We start from the raw sequence: 13,835 nt of genomic DNA on the forward strand, positions 1-13,835 counted from the left end.
CACCGTAGGCCGATCAGGACGTGGCGGGAACCTCCGCCGGACGCTTGAACATCCGGGTGGCGGTGATCTCGCCGTGGACGGCCGGGCCGTCCGGGTCCTGCGGGGCCGGGAGCCCCGGCCGCAGGTGCTCCTCCACCGAGATGTACTTGAGGCCGGCCCGCAGGTCGGCGTCGTTGCGCAGCCGGATCACCAGCGGGAACTCGGCCAGCGCCGTGGTGTCGAACAGGCCGGTGGTGTAGATCAGCTGGACGCCGAGGGCGTCGGCCACCGCGCGCTGGAGCTCCAGCAGGTAGGTGGCGTTGGCCCGGCCGATCGGGTTGTCCAGGAACAGGGTGCCCGCGTGCCGCAGCTGCGACTGGCCCCGGTCGTTGGCGCGCAGCGCGGCCATCGTGCAGTAGAGCGCGATGGCGGCGGTGAGCAGCTGCCCGCCGGAGAACACGTCGGACATCTGGCCGACGCCGACCCGCTCGGCGCGCAGCACCGCGTCCGGCTTGAGGATCTCCACCGAGACGCCCTTGGGGCCGATCGCGGCGGCCACCCCGCGCAGCAGCAGCGACATGCCGTCCCGGCGCAGGTCGCTGTTCTTGCGCACGGCGGCGCGGGTGGCCTCGTCGATGACCTCGCCGAGGCGCTCGACCAGGGTCGCGTGGTCCGGGTCCTCGAAGCGGATCCGGAGGAACTCCTGGCCGGACCACTCCCCCAGCCCCTCGGGGAGGCGGGAGAGCCGCTGGGCGGCGCGCAGGGTGGTCAGCGAGGACTCCACCAGTCCGCGCAGCCGGTCCACGATCGAGCCCCGGTTGCGCTCCAGCTGGGCGAGTTCGTCGGTCAGCACCCGCAGCCGGGGGGCGAAGGCGACCGCCCAGTTGGCGGCGTGGTCGGGCAGCGCGGAGGCGGGCAGTTCGCGGATCTGCTGCCGGGCCGGGGTGCGGACGGCCTCGTAGCGGGCCGCGTTGGCGTGCCGGACCAGCGCGTCCGAGGCGTCCCGGACGGCGAGTTCGGCGGCGGACAGCTCGCCGGCGGCGGTGCGCAGGGCGCGGCGGGCCTCGGCGGCGGCGGTGCGGGCGTCGGCGAGCGGACCGAGGTACGGCTCGACGGCCGGGCCGTCCTCCTCCTGCTCGCGCAGGCCGTCCCGGAGCTGCCCGGCGTGCTCGTCGAAGTCGGCGGCGGCGGACTGGGCGGCGTCGAAGGTGCGCTGGAGGTCGGCGGCCGCGGTGCGGGCGGTGTCGACGGCCTCGCGGCGCTCGGCGAGCCGGCCGGTGGCGGTGCGCAGCAGGGTCTGGGCGTGCTCGGGGTCGGTGGGGACGAGCTCCTCGGGCAGCTCGGTGTGCGCCTCGCCGTCGGCGGGGGCGGAGCGCTCGGCCTCGCCGCGGAGCCGGCCGAGCTGCTCGCTGGCCGAGGCGGCCCGGGCCTCGATGGTGGCGACGAGTTCCTCGGCGCGGGCGGCGGCGGCCTGGCGGGCCGGACCGTCGGCGCCGTCGGGACTGCCGAGCAGCTCCTCGGCGCGGGTGCGGACCTTGTTGGTGAGGCGGTCGAGTTCGGTCGCGGCGGCGGCCTCGTCGCCCTCGGCGCGGGCCTGCTCGGCGCGCAGGTCGGCGCCGACGCCGACCTTCTCGTAGAGCTGGGAGGCGGAGCGGTAGGCCTCGCGCAGCGCGGGCAGCGCGGCGGGGGCGGTGTCGGCGGGCTCCTCGGACTGCTCGGCGGCGGCGATCTCGGCCCGCTCGGCGCGCAGGGTGCGGGCGGTGCGGCGGGCGTCGTCGGCGGCGCGCTGGGCGGCCCGGCGGTCCTCGTCGCAGGTGCGGGCGCGTTCGGCGCACAGCGTCCGGCGGCGGTCGCACTCGGCGGCGTCCTCGGCGAGTTCGCGCCGGCGGCGGCTCCAGTTGGCGCGCTCGCGCAGCCGGAAGGCGAGGCCGGAGAGGGCGTCGGCGCGGCGGCGGGCGCGCTGGGCGCCCTCCCGGTGCTCCTCGTGGGCGGCGGCCGCGGTGGCGTGGTCGGCCTCGGCCTCGTCGTGGTCGGCGCGCAGGGTGGCGAGGGCGGCGGCGGCCTGCTCGGCGTGCTCGCGGGCGGCCTCGGCGGCGGCGGCGCGTTCGGCGAGGGTGCCGGGCGGGCAGCTGGCGTGCCAGGAGGCGAGCCGGGCCGCGAGCGCGCGGTCGCCGCCGAGGCGGGCGGCGAGCTCGCGGATGTGCTCCTCGCGGGCGGTGGCGCGGGCGCGCAGTTCGCGGCGCTCGTCGTCGGCGGCGGACTCGTCGTGCATGGCCGGGTTCGGCGGCACGAGGAAGAACGCCGGCTCGTCGGTGATCGGGGCGATCAGCGAGGCGGCGGCGCCGACGGCGACGGTGGAGCGGGGCAGCAGGGCGGCGGAGCCCAGCGCCTCGCGGGCCCGCTCCAACGAGCTCGGGTCGGTGACGACCACGCCGTCGACGAGTTCGGGGCGGGCGGCGAGGATCGCCTCGTGGTCGGCCGGGTCGACGGACTGGGCCAGGTAGCGCCAGCCGGGCAGGGCGGGGATGCCGTGCTCGGCGAGGTACTCGACGGTGGCGAGCACGTCAGGTCCGGGCGGCAGCAGGCCGCCGTCGCCGAGCGCGGCGAGGATCCGGGAGTCGTCGGCGGCGGCGGTGCGCAGGTCGAACAGGGTGCGTTCGGCGGTCGCGATGGACTCGTCGAGGAGTTCGCGCAGGTACTCGGCGTTGCGGTCGAGGACGGCGGGGGTGAGGAAGCCGGCGTCCTCCTCGGCACCCTCTTGGTAGGGCGTCAGGGAGAGCAGGTCGGCGAGCCGGGGCTCGGTGGCGAGCAGGGCGGCGGTGCGCTGCTCGGTGGCGAGGGCCTGGCCGGCGGCCTTGCGGGCGTCGGTGGCGCGGGCGGCGGCGAGTTCGGCGCGGCCGGTCGCGGCGGCGGCCTCGCGCAGCCGGGCGGCGGCCGCCTCGGCGGCGGTGCGGGCCTGGGCGAGGGCGGCGCCGGCGGCCTGCTCCACGTCGGCGGCGTGCAGGGCGGCCCGGGCCGGGTCGACGTCGCCGTCGGAGTCGATGAACCCGGCCTCGACGGCGGCGGCGGTCTCCTGCTCGACCTCGGCGAGGCGCTGGCGCAGGTGCTCGGCCTCGCTGCGGGCCTTCTGGGCGGCGGTGGCGGCCTCGGTGGCGTCGGTCTGGGCCCGGCTGCCGTCGGCCTGGAGTTCGGCGGCGCGCTGCTCCTCGGTGTCGGCGCGGTCCTCGGCGGCCCCGGCGGCGGCTTCCAGGGCGCGGGCCAGTGCGGTGGCGGCGCGGGCGCGGGCGGCGAGCGCGGGAGCGGCGTCCAGCTCGGCCTCGCGGATCGCGGCGGCGACCCTGGTCACCCGGTCGGCGGCGGCGCGGTGCCGCAGCACGGCCTCGGCGGCCTGCCAGGCGGAGTGCAGGGTGCGGGCCTCGGTGAGTTCGCGGCGCAGCCCGGCGGCCTCCGCGGTGGCGGCGGCGAGGGCCAGGGTGGCGTGCCGGTGGGTGAGTTCGGCGGCGATCAGGGTGTGCCGGGTGCGGTCGGTCTCGGCGGCGGTGACGGCGCCCGCGGCGGCGGCGACCTCGATCGCGAGGTCCTCGGCCCGGTCGCGTTCGGCGGCGGCGCGCGAGGCGAGGGCGTGGGCGAGCCGGCGGGTGCGGCGTTCGGCGGTGCGGTGGGACTCGCGGACGCTCTCGCGGGCGGCGGTGGCCTCGGTGATGCGCTCCAGGAGGTCCAGCGAGCCGGCGGTGAAGTCGCGTTCGGCGGTGAGCTCGGAGCGCAGGCCGAGCTTGGCGGCGAAGCCGTGGACGAGGTCGGCGAGGCCGTCGGTGTCCCGGGTGTCGGTGACGGCGCGCAGCAGCAGGTCGGTGAAGTCCTTGTCCTGCTTGACCGCGAACAGGCCGGCCGCCTCGCCCTCGTCGGCGTTCATCTCGCGCTGGTAGCGGAAGAGTTCGGGGTCGAGGCCGAGTTCGCCGAGGTGCTCGGTCCAGCGGTCGTGGCCGTCCTCGAAGACCAGGTCGAGGTGCGGGTGGGCCTTGCCGGCCTCGGTGAGGGCGTCGCGGAAGCCCTTCATGGTGCGGCGGCGGCCGCGGGCCTTCTGGTCGCCGGCCAGGCTGATCCGCTCGGCGACCGGGAGGGAGTCGAGGGTGAGGCCGGGGCCGGGGCGGAAGGAGTACCAGGTCTCGGCGAACTTCCGCGGGTCGGAGGAGACCTGGCGGCCGCGCCACTCGCTGACCTTGCCGACCACGATCGGCTCGCCGGTGACGGTGTGCTGCCACTCCAGGGCGACGTGGCCGCAGTCGTCGGCGAGCAGGAACTTGCGGAGCACGCCGGAGCTGGCGCCGCCGAGGGTGTTGCGGTGCCCGGGGAGCATGACCGAGAAGATCAGCTTGAGCAGGACGGACTTGCCGCCGCCGTTCTCCAGGAAGAGCACGCCGGCCGGGGCGGGGCGGCGGACCGGGCCGTCGGCCTCCTCGCCGAACAGGCCGATCTGCTGGGGCGCCGGGTCGGCGACGGGCTCGCCGACGCCGCGCAGGTCGAGCACCGTGTCGGCGTAGCGGGCGCCGGCCGGTCCGATCGAGTAGAGGCGGACCCGGTTGAGCTCGTACATGTGCGGCGGTTCTCCAGGAGGCGGGTGGATGGGTCGGCTGGGGCGGTCCGGTGGGGGCCGGGACGGGGGCGTGGAGGACGGGGGCTGGGGCGTGGGGGCTAGAGCGAGTGGAACGGCAGTCCGGCGTCGGCGACCAGGTCGTCCCCGGTGTCCGGGGGCAGCAGGGAGGCGCTGCCGTCGGACACCGGCACGATGCCGAGGTCCAGCAGTTCGGCCATGGCGGCGCCGCCGGCCAGGTCGCGGACCTGGAGCTGGTAGCGGGCGGTGGTGCGGTAGGTGCCGCCGGCGTCGTCGGAGACCTTCTGCAGGAAGCCCGAGTCGACCAGGAACAGCACGGCCTTGGCGACGATGCCGATGGTCGAGCCGGAGAGCCGGCGGGCGTCCTTGGTGGCGCCGGTGGCGGTGCGCCGGGCCCAGACCCGCCAGGCGGCCTCCAGGCCGGGGGCGTCGCTCTGCGGGTCGGTGTTGTCGCCGTCGGCGGCGGCCTGCTCCTCCAGGCGGCGGCAGGCCTGGCGGACGAAGGCGTCGACGCCGTTGACGGTGATCCGGCCGAGGTAGCCGTCGTCGGAGAGGTCCTCGGGGCGGGGGAAGGCCATCGCGGCGACGGCCAGGTGGGCCAGGCCGTGGAGGAAGCGGTCGGTGGACTCGGAGGCGGCGCGGCGCGAGTAGTCGCCCATCCGGACGGCGAAGACGGAGTCCTCGGCGGCGGCGACGGCCATGCCGGCGCGCGGGGAGACCTCCAGGACGACCAGGCCCATGCCGGTGGCGACGGCGTCGGCGAGGCGGGCGAACGGCGGGTCCTCGCGGTGGCGGCGGACGAGTTCGGCGTACTCGGTGTCGCGGGCGGGGAGCAGCTTGGCCTGGAGGCCGAAGGAGACCAGGCGGGCGGCGTCCGCGACGTCGGCCGGGGTGATCGGCGCGGGGGCGGCCGGTTCGGTCTCGGGCGCCCAGGACGTGTCGTGGTGGGTCGTCACGGGCGGTGCTCCTCGGGGGCGTTGCGGTGGTTCACGGGCGGGTGGTTCACGAGCGGGTCGTTCGGAGGTGCTTCACGGCGGGATGTGGGGGTGGCCGGCGGTCAGCCGGCGTCCTTGCGGTCGGCGGCCATCCCGGCCGCGTCGAGCAGGGCGCTGCCGACGACGAGGTCGGCGCCGCCGAACTCCGGGTCGTGCAGCGGGGTCCCGTCGTCGACCGCGAAGAGCAGCCGCTCCTCGCCCTGCCGGTAGGCGGTGCCGACCGGCGGGCTGGCCGCGTGCACGGCCAGCAGGGCGACCAGGTACGGGAGCTCCGGGTCCTGTCCGCGGGCCTCGGCGAGCAGTCCGGAGAGCCGGCGGGGCGCGTCGGCGGGCAGGTCGAGCAGGACGAGCGCCGCCTCCAGCTGGGCCTCGGAGAACCGACTGTCGTCCGGGGTGGCGACCAGGTCCGGGTCGGGCAGCTCGGCGCCGAGGTGCTCGCGCTCGACGGGCGGGGTGAGCAGCAGGTCGACCAGGTCCGCGACGCGCACCGAGGCGGGGGTGCGCAGGCCGGTGCCGCGGGCGAAGAACGCGCCGGTGGGCCGGACGGCCTGCGTTATCGGCAGCCGGAGCACCGGGGCGAGCAGCTGGCCGTAGAGGTCGATGCCGCTGCGGGCGCCGGGGGTGGCGAAGGCCTGCCGGTCCTGCTCGGCGCGGAACAGCGGGCCCGCCTCCAGCAGCCTGGTCTGCAGCTGGGTGTGGCGGCGGATGCAGTCCTTGACGATGTCGACCAGCTCGGCGGCGCGGCGCTTGTGCTCCGGGTCCTCGGCCTCGTCGCGGGCCTTGCGGATGTTGGTGAGAATCGCGTTCTCGTGCCGGTAGCGGTCGGCGATGTGGTCGAGCGCCTCGTCGATGAGGTCCGGGATCGCCTGCATCCAGTCGACGGCGCGGACGTTGCGGCGGGTGGCCTCCAGGGCGCGGCGCAGCGTCTCGGCGTACTGGACGGTGCGGTAGCGGGCCTGCTCGGCGGCGAGCTGGGCGTCGGCCAGGCGGCCGCGCCGGATCAGCACCTCCAGCTTGACCTCGGCGGCGATCTGGGCGGAGGTGACGTCGGTGTCCAGCGCGCCGACCAGGACGTTGACCGCCTCGTCGGTGGTGCGCAGGTAGACGCCGCCGTCGGGGCCCGGGACCTCCTCGATCAGCTTGAAGTCGTAGTCGCGGCGGACGTACTCGCCGTCGGCGCCGAAGGTGCCGTAGACGGCGCGGAAGCCCCGGTCGACACTGCCGACGTTGATCAGGGACTCCAGCACCCAGCGGCCGACCCGCTGGTGCTCGGCGACGGGGCGGCCGGGCGCCTGGGCGGCGACCCGGGGCAGCATCCGGGCCAGCACTATCTCCCGGTCGGCGCCGGTGTCGAAGTCCATGTTGAGGGTGACGAGGTCGATCGCGGCGAGCCCGACCTCGGCCATCGCGTAGCCGCCGTACTCGCCGGCCAGCATCACCTTGCGGCTGTCCAGGTCGTGCAGGGGCGCGGTGCAGGCCAGCGCCTTGAGCCGGCGCGCCAGGCCCTCGTCGGCGGCGGGGCCGGGCGCAGGCCGCGCGGCGGCGACGGCGGGCCCGGCGGGCGGCCGGGGGCCGTGCTCGGTGGGCTGGTCGGCGATGACGGTCACGGTGGACAAGAGTAGAGGCAGGCCCCGACATCGACCGAAACGGACCTTCCGGACAGGCCCGCGGACGGGGCCCCTCCGGGCCGTCCCCGATTAGAACTCGCTTTCGAGAAAAGCCTCCCGATGATCCCCGGGCTCGGCCATGATGCTTCGTATGATCACCAGACTGGTTCGAGGCGGCCTCGCCGCCGCACTGGCCGTGACCACGCTCACCGTCGCCACCGCCGCCGTCGCCACCGCCGCGCCCACCGCCGTCGCCACCGCCGCGAGCGGCCCGAACGTCACCGTGACGCAGGCCGGCAACTACCCGATCTTCCCGGTCGACAACACCAGCTTCAGCGTGACCTGGAAGTCCACCGGCACCGCCGACGTCACCGGGGTGACCCGGCTGACCGTCGACCTGCCGCCCGGCCTCACCACCACCGGCGCACTGATGTACTCCACCCCTTACGACTACACCTTCACCCAGACCGTCTCCCCCGACGGCCGCCGGCTGGAGGCCGTGTTCACCGGCACCCGGGCGCCCGGGCGCAGCGACTTCATGAAGGTCCAGGTCAGCTCGCACGGCACCAGGCCGTCCGGGGTGATCACCGTCACGGCGGCCAACAAGGACGACGCCGACCCGTCCGACAACGTCTCCCGCTACCTGCTGGGCAGCGGGCTCCAGGCGCCGGTGACCCCGGCCGCGCCCGCCGTCACCGCGCTCGCGCCGAGCACCGGCCCGGCCGCCGGCGGCACCGCCGTGACGATCACCGGCACCGGTCTGACCAACGGCTTCGCCCTGTTCGGGAGCACCCCGGCGACCGGCAGCTGCACCGACACCGCGTGCGTGGTCACCGCCCCGGCCGGCTCGGGCACCGTCCCGGTCACCCTGGTCACCCCGGGCGGCTCCGCCGCGACGCCGACGGCCTTCAGCTACACGCCCTGATCCCGGCCCCGTCCGAGCGTCCACTCGGGCCCGGTACCCGCCCCGGGTACCGGGCCCGAGTGCGTCCGGCCACCTCCGGGGCACCCCCACCGGGTCGAGTTGAACACGTTCAATTGCCAGGTCTAGAGTCACTCCCGTGCAGGCGGGAGCAGCCCGACCTGCCTCCTCGGCATGGGGTGGACGCAGATGAACGACGCGACCGGCAACGACCGGACGACCCTGCGACGAGTGCGGCGCCTGCTCCGGATCTTCGTGGTCTGCCTGGTCCTGAGCGGGCTGACGGCCTTCCCCCTGGAGAGCGAGACCCGCTGGCTCGCCGACCTGGCCGCCGGCCCCGGCGCCCCGGTGACCGATCACTTCCCCGCCCTGCTGGAGTGGATCCGCCGGGTCCGGGACGGCATCGCCGAGACCAACGACCGCTACCCCTTCCTCGCCTACGGCACCGACTGGCTCGCCTTCGCCCACCTGGTGATCGCGGCGGCGTTCGTGGGGCCGCTCAAGGACCCGGTGCGCAATGTCTGGGTGATCCGCTGGGCGGTGCTGGCCTGTGCCGGGATCATCCCGCTCGCACTGATCTGCGGGCCGCTCCGGGGCATCCCGCTGTACTGGCGCTTCATCGACATGTCGTTCGGAGTGGTGGGCGTCGTACCGCTGCTGATGGTGCTGCGGGCACTGCGGCCGCTGGTCGAACGGGCCGAGTCGGCCGCGCGGGCGGCCCGGCTCCCCGAAGGGCCGCAGCCGGCCGACCCTGCCGGGCCCCGGCAGGGGACGGCCCCGGCGGCGGGCTGACCGTCGCCGGGGCGGGCCGACCGTCGCCGGGGCGGGCCGACCGTCGCCGGGGCGGGCCGATCGGGCGCAGGCCCTACCATCTGCCTCAACAGCTGCTGGGAGGCGGACGGGCGTGACCGATGCGGTGATCGATCTCAATGCGGACCTCGGTGAGGGGTTCGGACGCTGGACGCTGACCGACGACGAGGCCCTGCTCTCCGTCGTCACCAGCGCCAACGTCGCCTGCGGCTTCCACGCCGGAGACCCGTCCACCATGCGCCGGGTCTGCTCACTGGCCGCCGAACGCGGGGTCAGGATCGGCGCCCAGGTCTCCTACCGGGACCTCGCGGGCTTCGGCCGCCGGGCCATGGACGTGCCACCGGACGAACTGGCCGACGAGATCGCCTACCAGATCGGCGCCCTCCAGGTCTTCGCCCGCGCCGCCGGCTCCCGGGTCTCCTACGTCAAGCCGCACGGCGCCCTCTACAACCGGGTGGTCGCCGACTCCGAGCAGGCCGAGGCCGTCGTCGCCGGGATCCTGCGGGCCGGGGCGGTCTGCGACGGACCGCTGCCGGTGCTGGGCCTGCCCGGCTCCCGGCTGCTGGCGGTCGCCGAGGACGTCGGGCTGCCGGTGGTCACCGAGGCGTTCGCCGACCGCGCCTACACCTGGGCCGGCACCCTCGTACCGCGCCGCGAACCGGACGCCGTGGTGCACGACCCCGGGACCGTCATCACCCGCGCGGTCGGCATCGCCCGCGACGGCGCCGTGGACGCGATCGGCGGCGAGCGGATCGCCGTCGAGGCGCGCTCGCTCTGCGTCCACGGCGACACGCCCGGCGCGGCCCAGCTCGCCTGGCGGATCCGGGGCGCGCTGGCCTCGGCGGGGGTCCGGGTGGAGGCCTTCGCATGACGGCGGGCGGCGCGGCCGGCGACCGGGTGCGCGACGCACCGGAGGGACAGGCCGACGGCCCCGGTCCGGTGCTGCGCCCCGTCGGCGAGCGCGCGCTGCTGGTCGAGCTGCCCGACGCCGCCGGGGTCACCGCCCTGTACGGCTGGCTGCGCGAACGGCAGTCGGTCGGCGAGCTGCCGCCGGTCGAGGAGATCGTGCCCGCCGCGCACACCGTCCTGCTGGACGGCGTGGCCGACGTCCCCGGGCTCGCCCGGCTGCTGCGCACCGCCCGTCCGGACCGGGCGGCCACCGCCGCCGGCCTGCTGATCGAGGTGCCCACCGTCTACGACGGCGCCGACCTCGCCGAGGTGGCCGCGCTCTGGGGCGTGCCGCCCCAGGAGGCCGTCCGGATCCACACCGCGCCCGAGTACGTGGTGGCGTTCTGCGGCTTCGCCCCCGGCTTCGGCTACCTCACCGGTCTGCCGGCCCGGTACGAGGTGCCGCGCCGGGCGACCCCGCGCAGCGCCGTCCCGGCCGGCTCGGTCGCCCTGGCCGGGCCCTACACCGGTGTCTACCCGCGCTCCTCCCCCGGCGGCTGGCAACTGCTGGGCCGCACCGCCCTCCCCCTCTGGGACACCGCCCGCACCCCGGCCGCTCTCCTCGCCCCGGGCACCCGGGTGCGCTTCACCCCGGTCCGGGGAGGCACCGAGTGACGGACGGGACGGACGGGACGGACGGCCTGGTGGTGGTGCGGCCGGGGCCGCTGACCACGGTGCAGGACCTGGGACGGCGCGGCGTCGCCCACCTCGGGGTGCCGAGGGCCGGGGCGGTGGACGAGCCGGCGCTGCGGGCCGCCAACCGCCTGCTCGGGAACGACCCCGGGGCCGCCGCCCTGGAGACCACCCTGGGCGGCGTCGCGGTGCGGGCCCTGCGGCCGCTGCTGGTCGCGGTGACCGGGGCCCCCTGCCCGGTCCGGGTGGACGGCCGGCCCGCCGCCTGGGGCGCGCCGGTCCCGGTACCCGCCGGGGCGGTGCTCGACGTCGGCGCCGCAACCGCCGGGGTGCGCGCCTACCTGGCCGTCGCCGGCGGGATCGCCGCCCCGCCGGTACTCGGCAGCCGCTCGGCCGACCTGCTCTCCGGACTCGGCCCGGCCCCGCTGTCCGCCGGCGACCGACTGCCGGTCGGCCCCCGGCCGCCCCGCCGGGCGACGCCGGAGCTGGTCCCGCTGCCCGCTCCCCCGCGGGAACTGGTGCTGCGGCTGCGGCTCGGCCCCCGGGCGGACTGGTTCACCCCGGACGCCCTGGCGCGGCTCGCCCGCGACACCTACCGGGTCTCCCCGGCCGGCAACCGGATCGCGCTGCGCACCGAGGGCCCGCCGCTGGTCCGCGCCCGGGACGGCGAACTCCCCAGCGAGGGCATGGTGCTGGGCGCAGTGCAGGTCCCGCCGGACGGGCTCCCGGTGGTCTTCCTGGCCGACCATCCGACAACCGGCGGCTACCCCGTCGTCGGCGTGGTGCCCCCCGCCGACCTCGCGGCCGCCGCCCAGACCCGCCCGGGCACCCCGCTGCGCTTCACCGTCCTGCCCGGGTGAGCCCCGGACCGCCCCGGCTCGCCGACAGTGCCTCCGCGATCGTCCGGTGCGTCCCGTCGATCACCGACTCGCCGTCCGCGATGTCCCAGAGGACGTTCTGCAGGACGCGGGCGAGGGTCCAGCGGGTGGCGCGGGGGCGGTCCAGGGCGAGGCGGTCGGTCAGCAGGTCGAAGCGCAGCCGCAGGGCGCGCGGGAGGTCGCCGGTGGCGGTGAGGTCGGACCAGCGGTTGCTCAGGGCCGGCAGGAGCTCGAAACCCGGGTCGCCCGCCAGGGGCTTGGGGTCGATGGCGAGCCAGGGCGCCCGGGGGTCGGGGGCCGTCGGGGCGAGCACATTGGCGTAGTGCAGGTCCCAGTGGAGCAGGCGGTCGCCCGGCTCGGGCCGTACCTCGCCGAGGGCGGCCGCCAGATCCGCCAGCAGTCGGCGGTCGGCCTCCCCCGCCAGCCGCTCGCGCGCGGCCGGGACCTCCGCCAGCATGCCGTCCGCGACCTCGGCCAAGGTCCGCAGGCCGGACGGCGCCTGATGCACCGTCAGTTCTGCCAGCAGGTCGGCGAGGGCGCTGGTGGCGGCCCGGTCGTCGGGGAGGGCGAGCAGGGAGCGGGCCGGGTCGAGGCGCTCCAGCAGCATCGAGCCGGTGGCCGGGTCGTGGTCGAGCAGCCGGACGGCGCCCCGGCCGTTCCAGGCCCGCAGGGCGAGCGGCTCGCCCGCCGTCTCCTCGTCCACCCGCTGGAGCTTGAGCACGGCGCGGGAGCCGTCGGCCCGCCGGACGGGCAGGACCAGGCCCACCACACCGTGCGCGGGCGGGCCGTCGAGGCGCAGCCCCCAGCGGTCCGCCGAGGCCGCCGCGAGCGCGGGCAGCCCGTCGGCCCAGACGCGGCCGTCCGCGCCGTGGCACTCGACGAGGGAGGCGACCAGCGCCTCGGGGACCTGGATCGGCACGACGGACACGCTCCTCGCGGGAATCGGGTATCGGGCGACGGCCTGACTGGCCAACAGGCGGACAGGCGGGACGACCCTACGCCAGCGCGGCGGCGGTGACCCCGGCGAAGCCGTCCGGGTTGTCGATCATGATGTTGTGCCCGCAGTCCGGCACCGCCACCAGCGCCACCCCCGACTCGCGGAGCAGCTCCGCACCGGCCGGCTCGCCGTCGGCCTCGGGGTAGAGGAAGGTGCGCGGCACGTCCAGGCCGTGCAGCTGCTCGCGCAGGGTCGGGACGGTCCCCCGGCAGCGGTGGACGGCGGTGCGGTGCAGCGCCTCGGGCCCGGCGAGCCGCATGGTGGCCCACCAGAACGGGCCGGCCCACCGCTCCACCTGCTCCCACCCGCCGGCCAGGTACTCCTCCTCGGTGAAGGTCGCGAGCCCACTGCTGCCCGGGGTCCGGACCGGGGCGGCCGGGTCGAGGACGGAGTCGACCAGGACCAGCCGGTCGACCAGCCCGGGGTGCCGGTGGGCGAGCAGGATGGCGACCGCGCCGCCCAGGCTGTGGCCGATCACCTCGACCCGCTCCACCCCCGCCGCCCGGACGGCCGCCGCGACGGCGTCGGCGTGCGCCTCCAGGGTGTAGGAGAAGTCGGTGGGGCGGTCGCTGATGCCGAAGCCGAGCAGGTCGAGCAGCAGCGCGCGGTGGCCGGTGAGCAGCGGGTGCGCGGCGGCCGCGGCGTAGTAGACGGGCGAGCTGGAGCCGAGGCCGTGCAGATAGAGGCGGACGGGCTCCTTGCCGGGGATCTCCACCCAGCGGATCCGGTCGCCGTTCGGGGTGACGGTGGCATCGCGCACGGTCGTGCTCCTTCTGCTGTCGACAAGGGGACCCGGGCAGGCACTCCCGGGGACCGCCGCCTCCCGACTCCTTCCGGGGCGGCGAAGCGACCATACCTCGAAGCCGAGGTACAGCAACACCGATATATCTCGCCCGATCTGGCAGAGTGGGCCCATGCTGAAGCTCGCGATCCTCGGGTTCCTCCACGACCGGCCCCTGCACGGCTACGAACTGCGCCGCCACCTCGCCGCGCTCACCGGCCACGTGCGGCCGATCAGCGACGGCACGCTCTACCCGGCGATCAAGCGCCTGGAGACCGACGGGCTCCTCGTCCGCTCGACCGAACCCGGCGCGGCGGCCGCCCCCCGGCACACCCTGCGGCTCACCGACGCCGGCCGGGCCACCCTGCTGGACCGGCTGCGCACCCCGGACGACCTGGACGTCAGCGACGAGAACCGCTGGTTCACCGTGCTCGCCTTCCTCCGCCACCTCGACGGCGAGCCGGCCGCACAGGCCGCCGTGCTCCGGCGCCGCCTCGCGTTCCTCGACGAACCGGCCAGCTTCTTCTACGACGGGGACCGGCCGGTCGGCGCCGAGGAGGCCACCGACCCGTTCCGCCGGGGGATGCTGCTGATCGCCCGCGCGACCACCGCCGCCGAGCGGGACTGGCTGCGCACGACCCTCGAAGAGCTCGACCGCTCGGCCTGAGCGGGA

At 76.6% G+C, this 13,835-nt stretch carries 11 protein-coding genes; 6 read left to right on the plus strand and 5 right to left on the minus strand.

Features of this window, described 5'->3' with window-relative positions; translation table 11 throughout:
• Nucleotides 1-13: 13 nt before the first annotated feature.
• From ADK60_RS27550 to ADK60_RS27560, 3 genes are all read right to left on the minus strand, one after another.
• Nucleotides 14-4,573: a hypothetical protein gene (locus tag ADK60_RS27550; RefSeq protein ID WP_053649558.1), complete on the minus strand. Its 4,560-nt coding sequence runs from the start codon at nt 4,571-4,573 to the stop codon at nt 14-16.
• Nucleotides 4,574-4,671: 98 nt separating this feature from the next.
• Nucleotides 4,672-5,547 carry a hypothetical protein gene (locus tag ADK60_RS27555; protein WP_030396861.1) on the minus strand — a complete coding sequence of 292 codons (876 nt, stop codon included), beginning with the start codon at nt 5,545-5,547 and terminating at the stop codon, nt 4,672-4,674.
• Between the two features lie 101 nt (nt 5,548-5,648).
• A complete protein-coding gene (locus tag ADK60_RS27560; RefSeq protein WP_053649589.1) occupies nt 5,649-7,184 on the minus strand; it encodes a hypothetical protein in 1,536 nt (511 codons plus the stop codon).
• A gap of 160 nt (nt 7,185-7,344) precedes the next feature.
• On the opposite strand from ADK60_RS27560, the gene ADK60_RS47840 reads away from it, so the two are divergent.
• The 5 genes from ADK60_RS47840 (at nt 7,345) to ADK60_RS27585 (ending at nt 11,366) form a co-directional block, all read left to right on the plus strand.
• A complete protein-coding gene (locus ADK60_RS47840; protein ID WP_053649559.1) occupies nt 7,345-8,118 on the plus strand; it encodes an IPT/TIG domain-containing protein in 774 nt (257 codons plus the stop codon).
• 186 nt (nt 8,119-8,304) lie between these two features.
• Nucleotides 8,305-8,907 carry a hypothetical protein gene (locus ADK60_RS27570; RefSeq protein WP_053649561.1) on the plus strand — a complete coding sequence of 201 codons (603 nt, stop codon included), beginning with the start codon at nt 8,305-8,307 and terminating at the stop codon, nt 8,905-8,907.
• 112 nt (nt 8,908-9,019) lie between these two features.
• On the plus strand, nt 9,020-9,796 hold the full coding sequence (locus ADK60_RS27575; RefSeq protein WP_053649563.1) for a LamB/YcsF family protein: 777 nt from the start codon (nt 9,020-9,022) through the stop codon (nt 9,794-9,796).
• Nucleotides 9,793-10,488, plus strand: a complete 696-nt coding sequence (gene pxpB / locus ADK60_RS27580; protein WP_079008723.1) for a 5-oxoprolinase subunit PxpB — start codon at nt 9,793-9,795, stop codon at nt 10,486-10,488. Before ADK60_RS27575 ends, pxpB begins: the two co-directional genes overlap by 4 nt.
• Entirely contained in the window at nt 10,485-11,366 is an 882-nt protein-coding gene (locus ADK60_RS27585; protein ID WP_234371283.1) for a 5-oxoprolinase subunit C family protein, read from the plus strand. The genes pxpB and ADK60_RS27585 overlap by 4 nt, the downstream gene beginning before the upstream one ends.
• Here ADK60_RS27585 and ADK60_RS27590 read toward each other — a convergent pair.
• Complete coding sequence (locus ADK60_RS27590; protein WP_053649595.1) at nt 11,347-12,303, minus strand: aminoglycoside phosphotransferase family protein; 957 nt, start codon at nt 12,301-12,303, stop codon at nt 11,347-11,349. The two genes, ADK60_RS27585 and ADK60_RS27590, sit on opposite strands and share 20 nt — an antisense overlap.
• Before the next feature lie 76 nt (nt 12,304-12,379).
• Entirely contained in the window at nt 12,380-13,141 is a 762-nt protein-coding gene (locus ADK60_RS27595) for an alpha/beta fold hydrolase (RefSeq protein ID WP_053649565.1), read from the minus strand.
• A 154-nt stretch (nt 13,142-13,295) separates the two neighbouring features.
• Between ADK60_RS27595 and ADK60_RS27600 the strand changes: the two genes are divergently transcribed.
• Nucleotides 13,296-13,829, plus strand: coding sequence for a PadR family transcriptional regulator (locus ADK60_RS27600; protein ID WP_053649567.1), 534 nt, complete (start codon nt 13,296-13,298; stop codon nt 13,827-13,829).
• Nucleotides 13,830-13,835 lie beyond the last annotated feature (6 nt).

This window comes from Streptomyces sp. XY431 (genome assembly GCF_001279805.1).
GTDB classification, from domain to species: domain Bacteria; phylum Actinomycetota; class Actinomycetes; order Streptomycetales; family Streptomycetaceae; genus Kitasatospora; species Kitasatospora purpeofusca.

What these genes read in the sequence shown, in the direction of transcription:
- ADK60_RS27550 (WP_053649558.1), bottom strand. Translation starts at nt 4,573, where the DNA reads ATGTACGAGCTCAACCGGGTCCGCCTCTACTCGATCGGACCGGCCGGC.
- ADK60_RS47840 (WP_053649559.1), top strand. Translation starts at nt 7,345, where the DNA reads ATGATCACCAGACTGGTTCGAGGCGGCCTCGCCGCCGCACTGGCCGTG.
- ADK60_RS27570 (WP_053649561.1), top strand. Translation starts at nt 8,305, where the DNA reads ATGAACGACGCGACCGGCAACGACCGGACGACCCTGCGACGAGTGCGG.
- pxpB (WP_079008723.1), top strand. Translation starts at nt 9,793, where the DNA reads ATGACGGCGGGCGGCGCGGCCGGCGACCGGGTGCGCGACGCACCGGAG.
- ADK60_RS27600 (WP_053649567.1), top strand. Translation starts at nt 13,296, where the DNA reads ATGCTGAAGCTCGCGATCCTCGGGTTCCTCCACGACCGGCCCCTGCAC.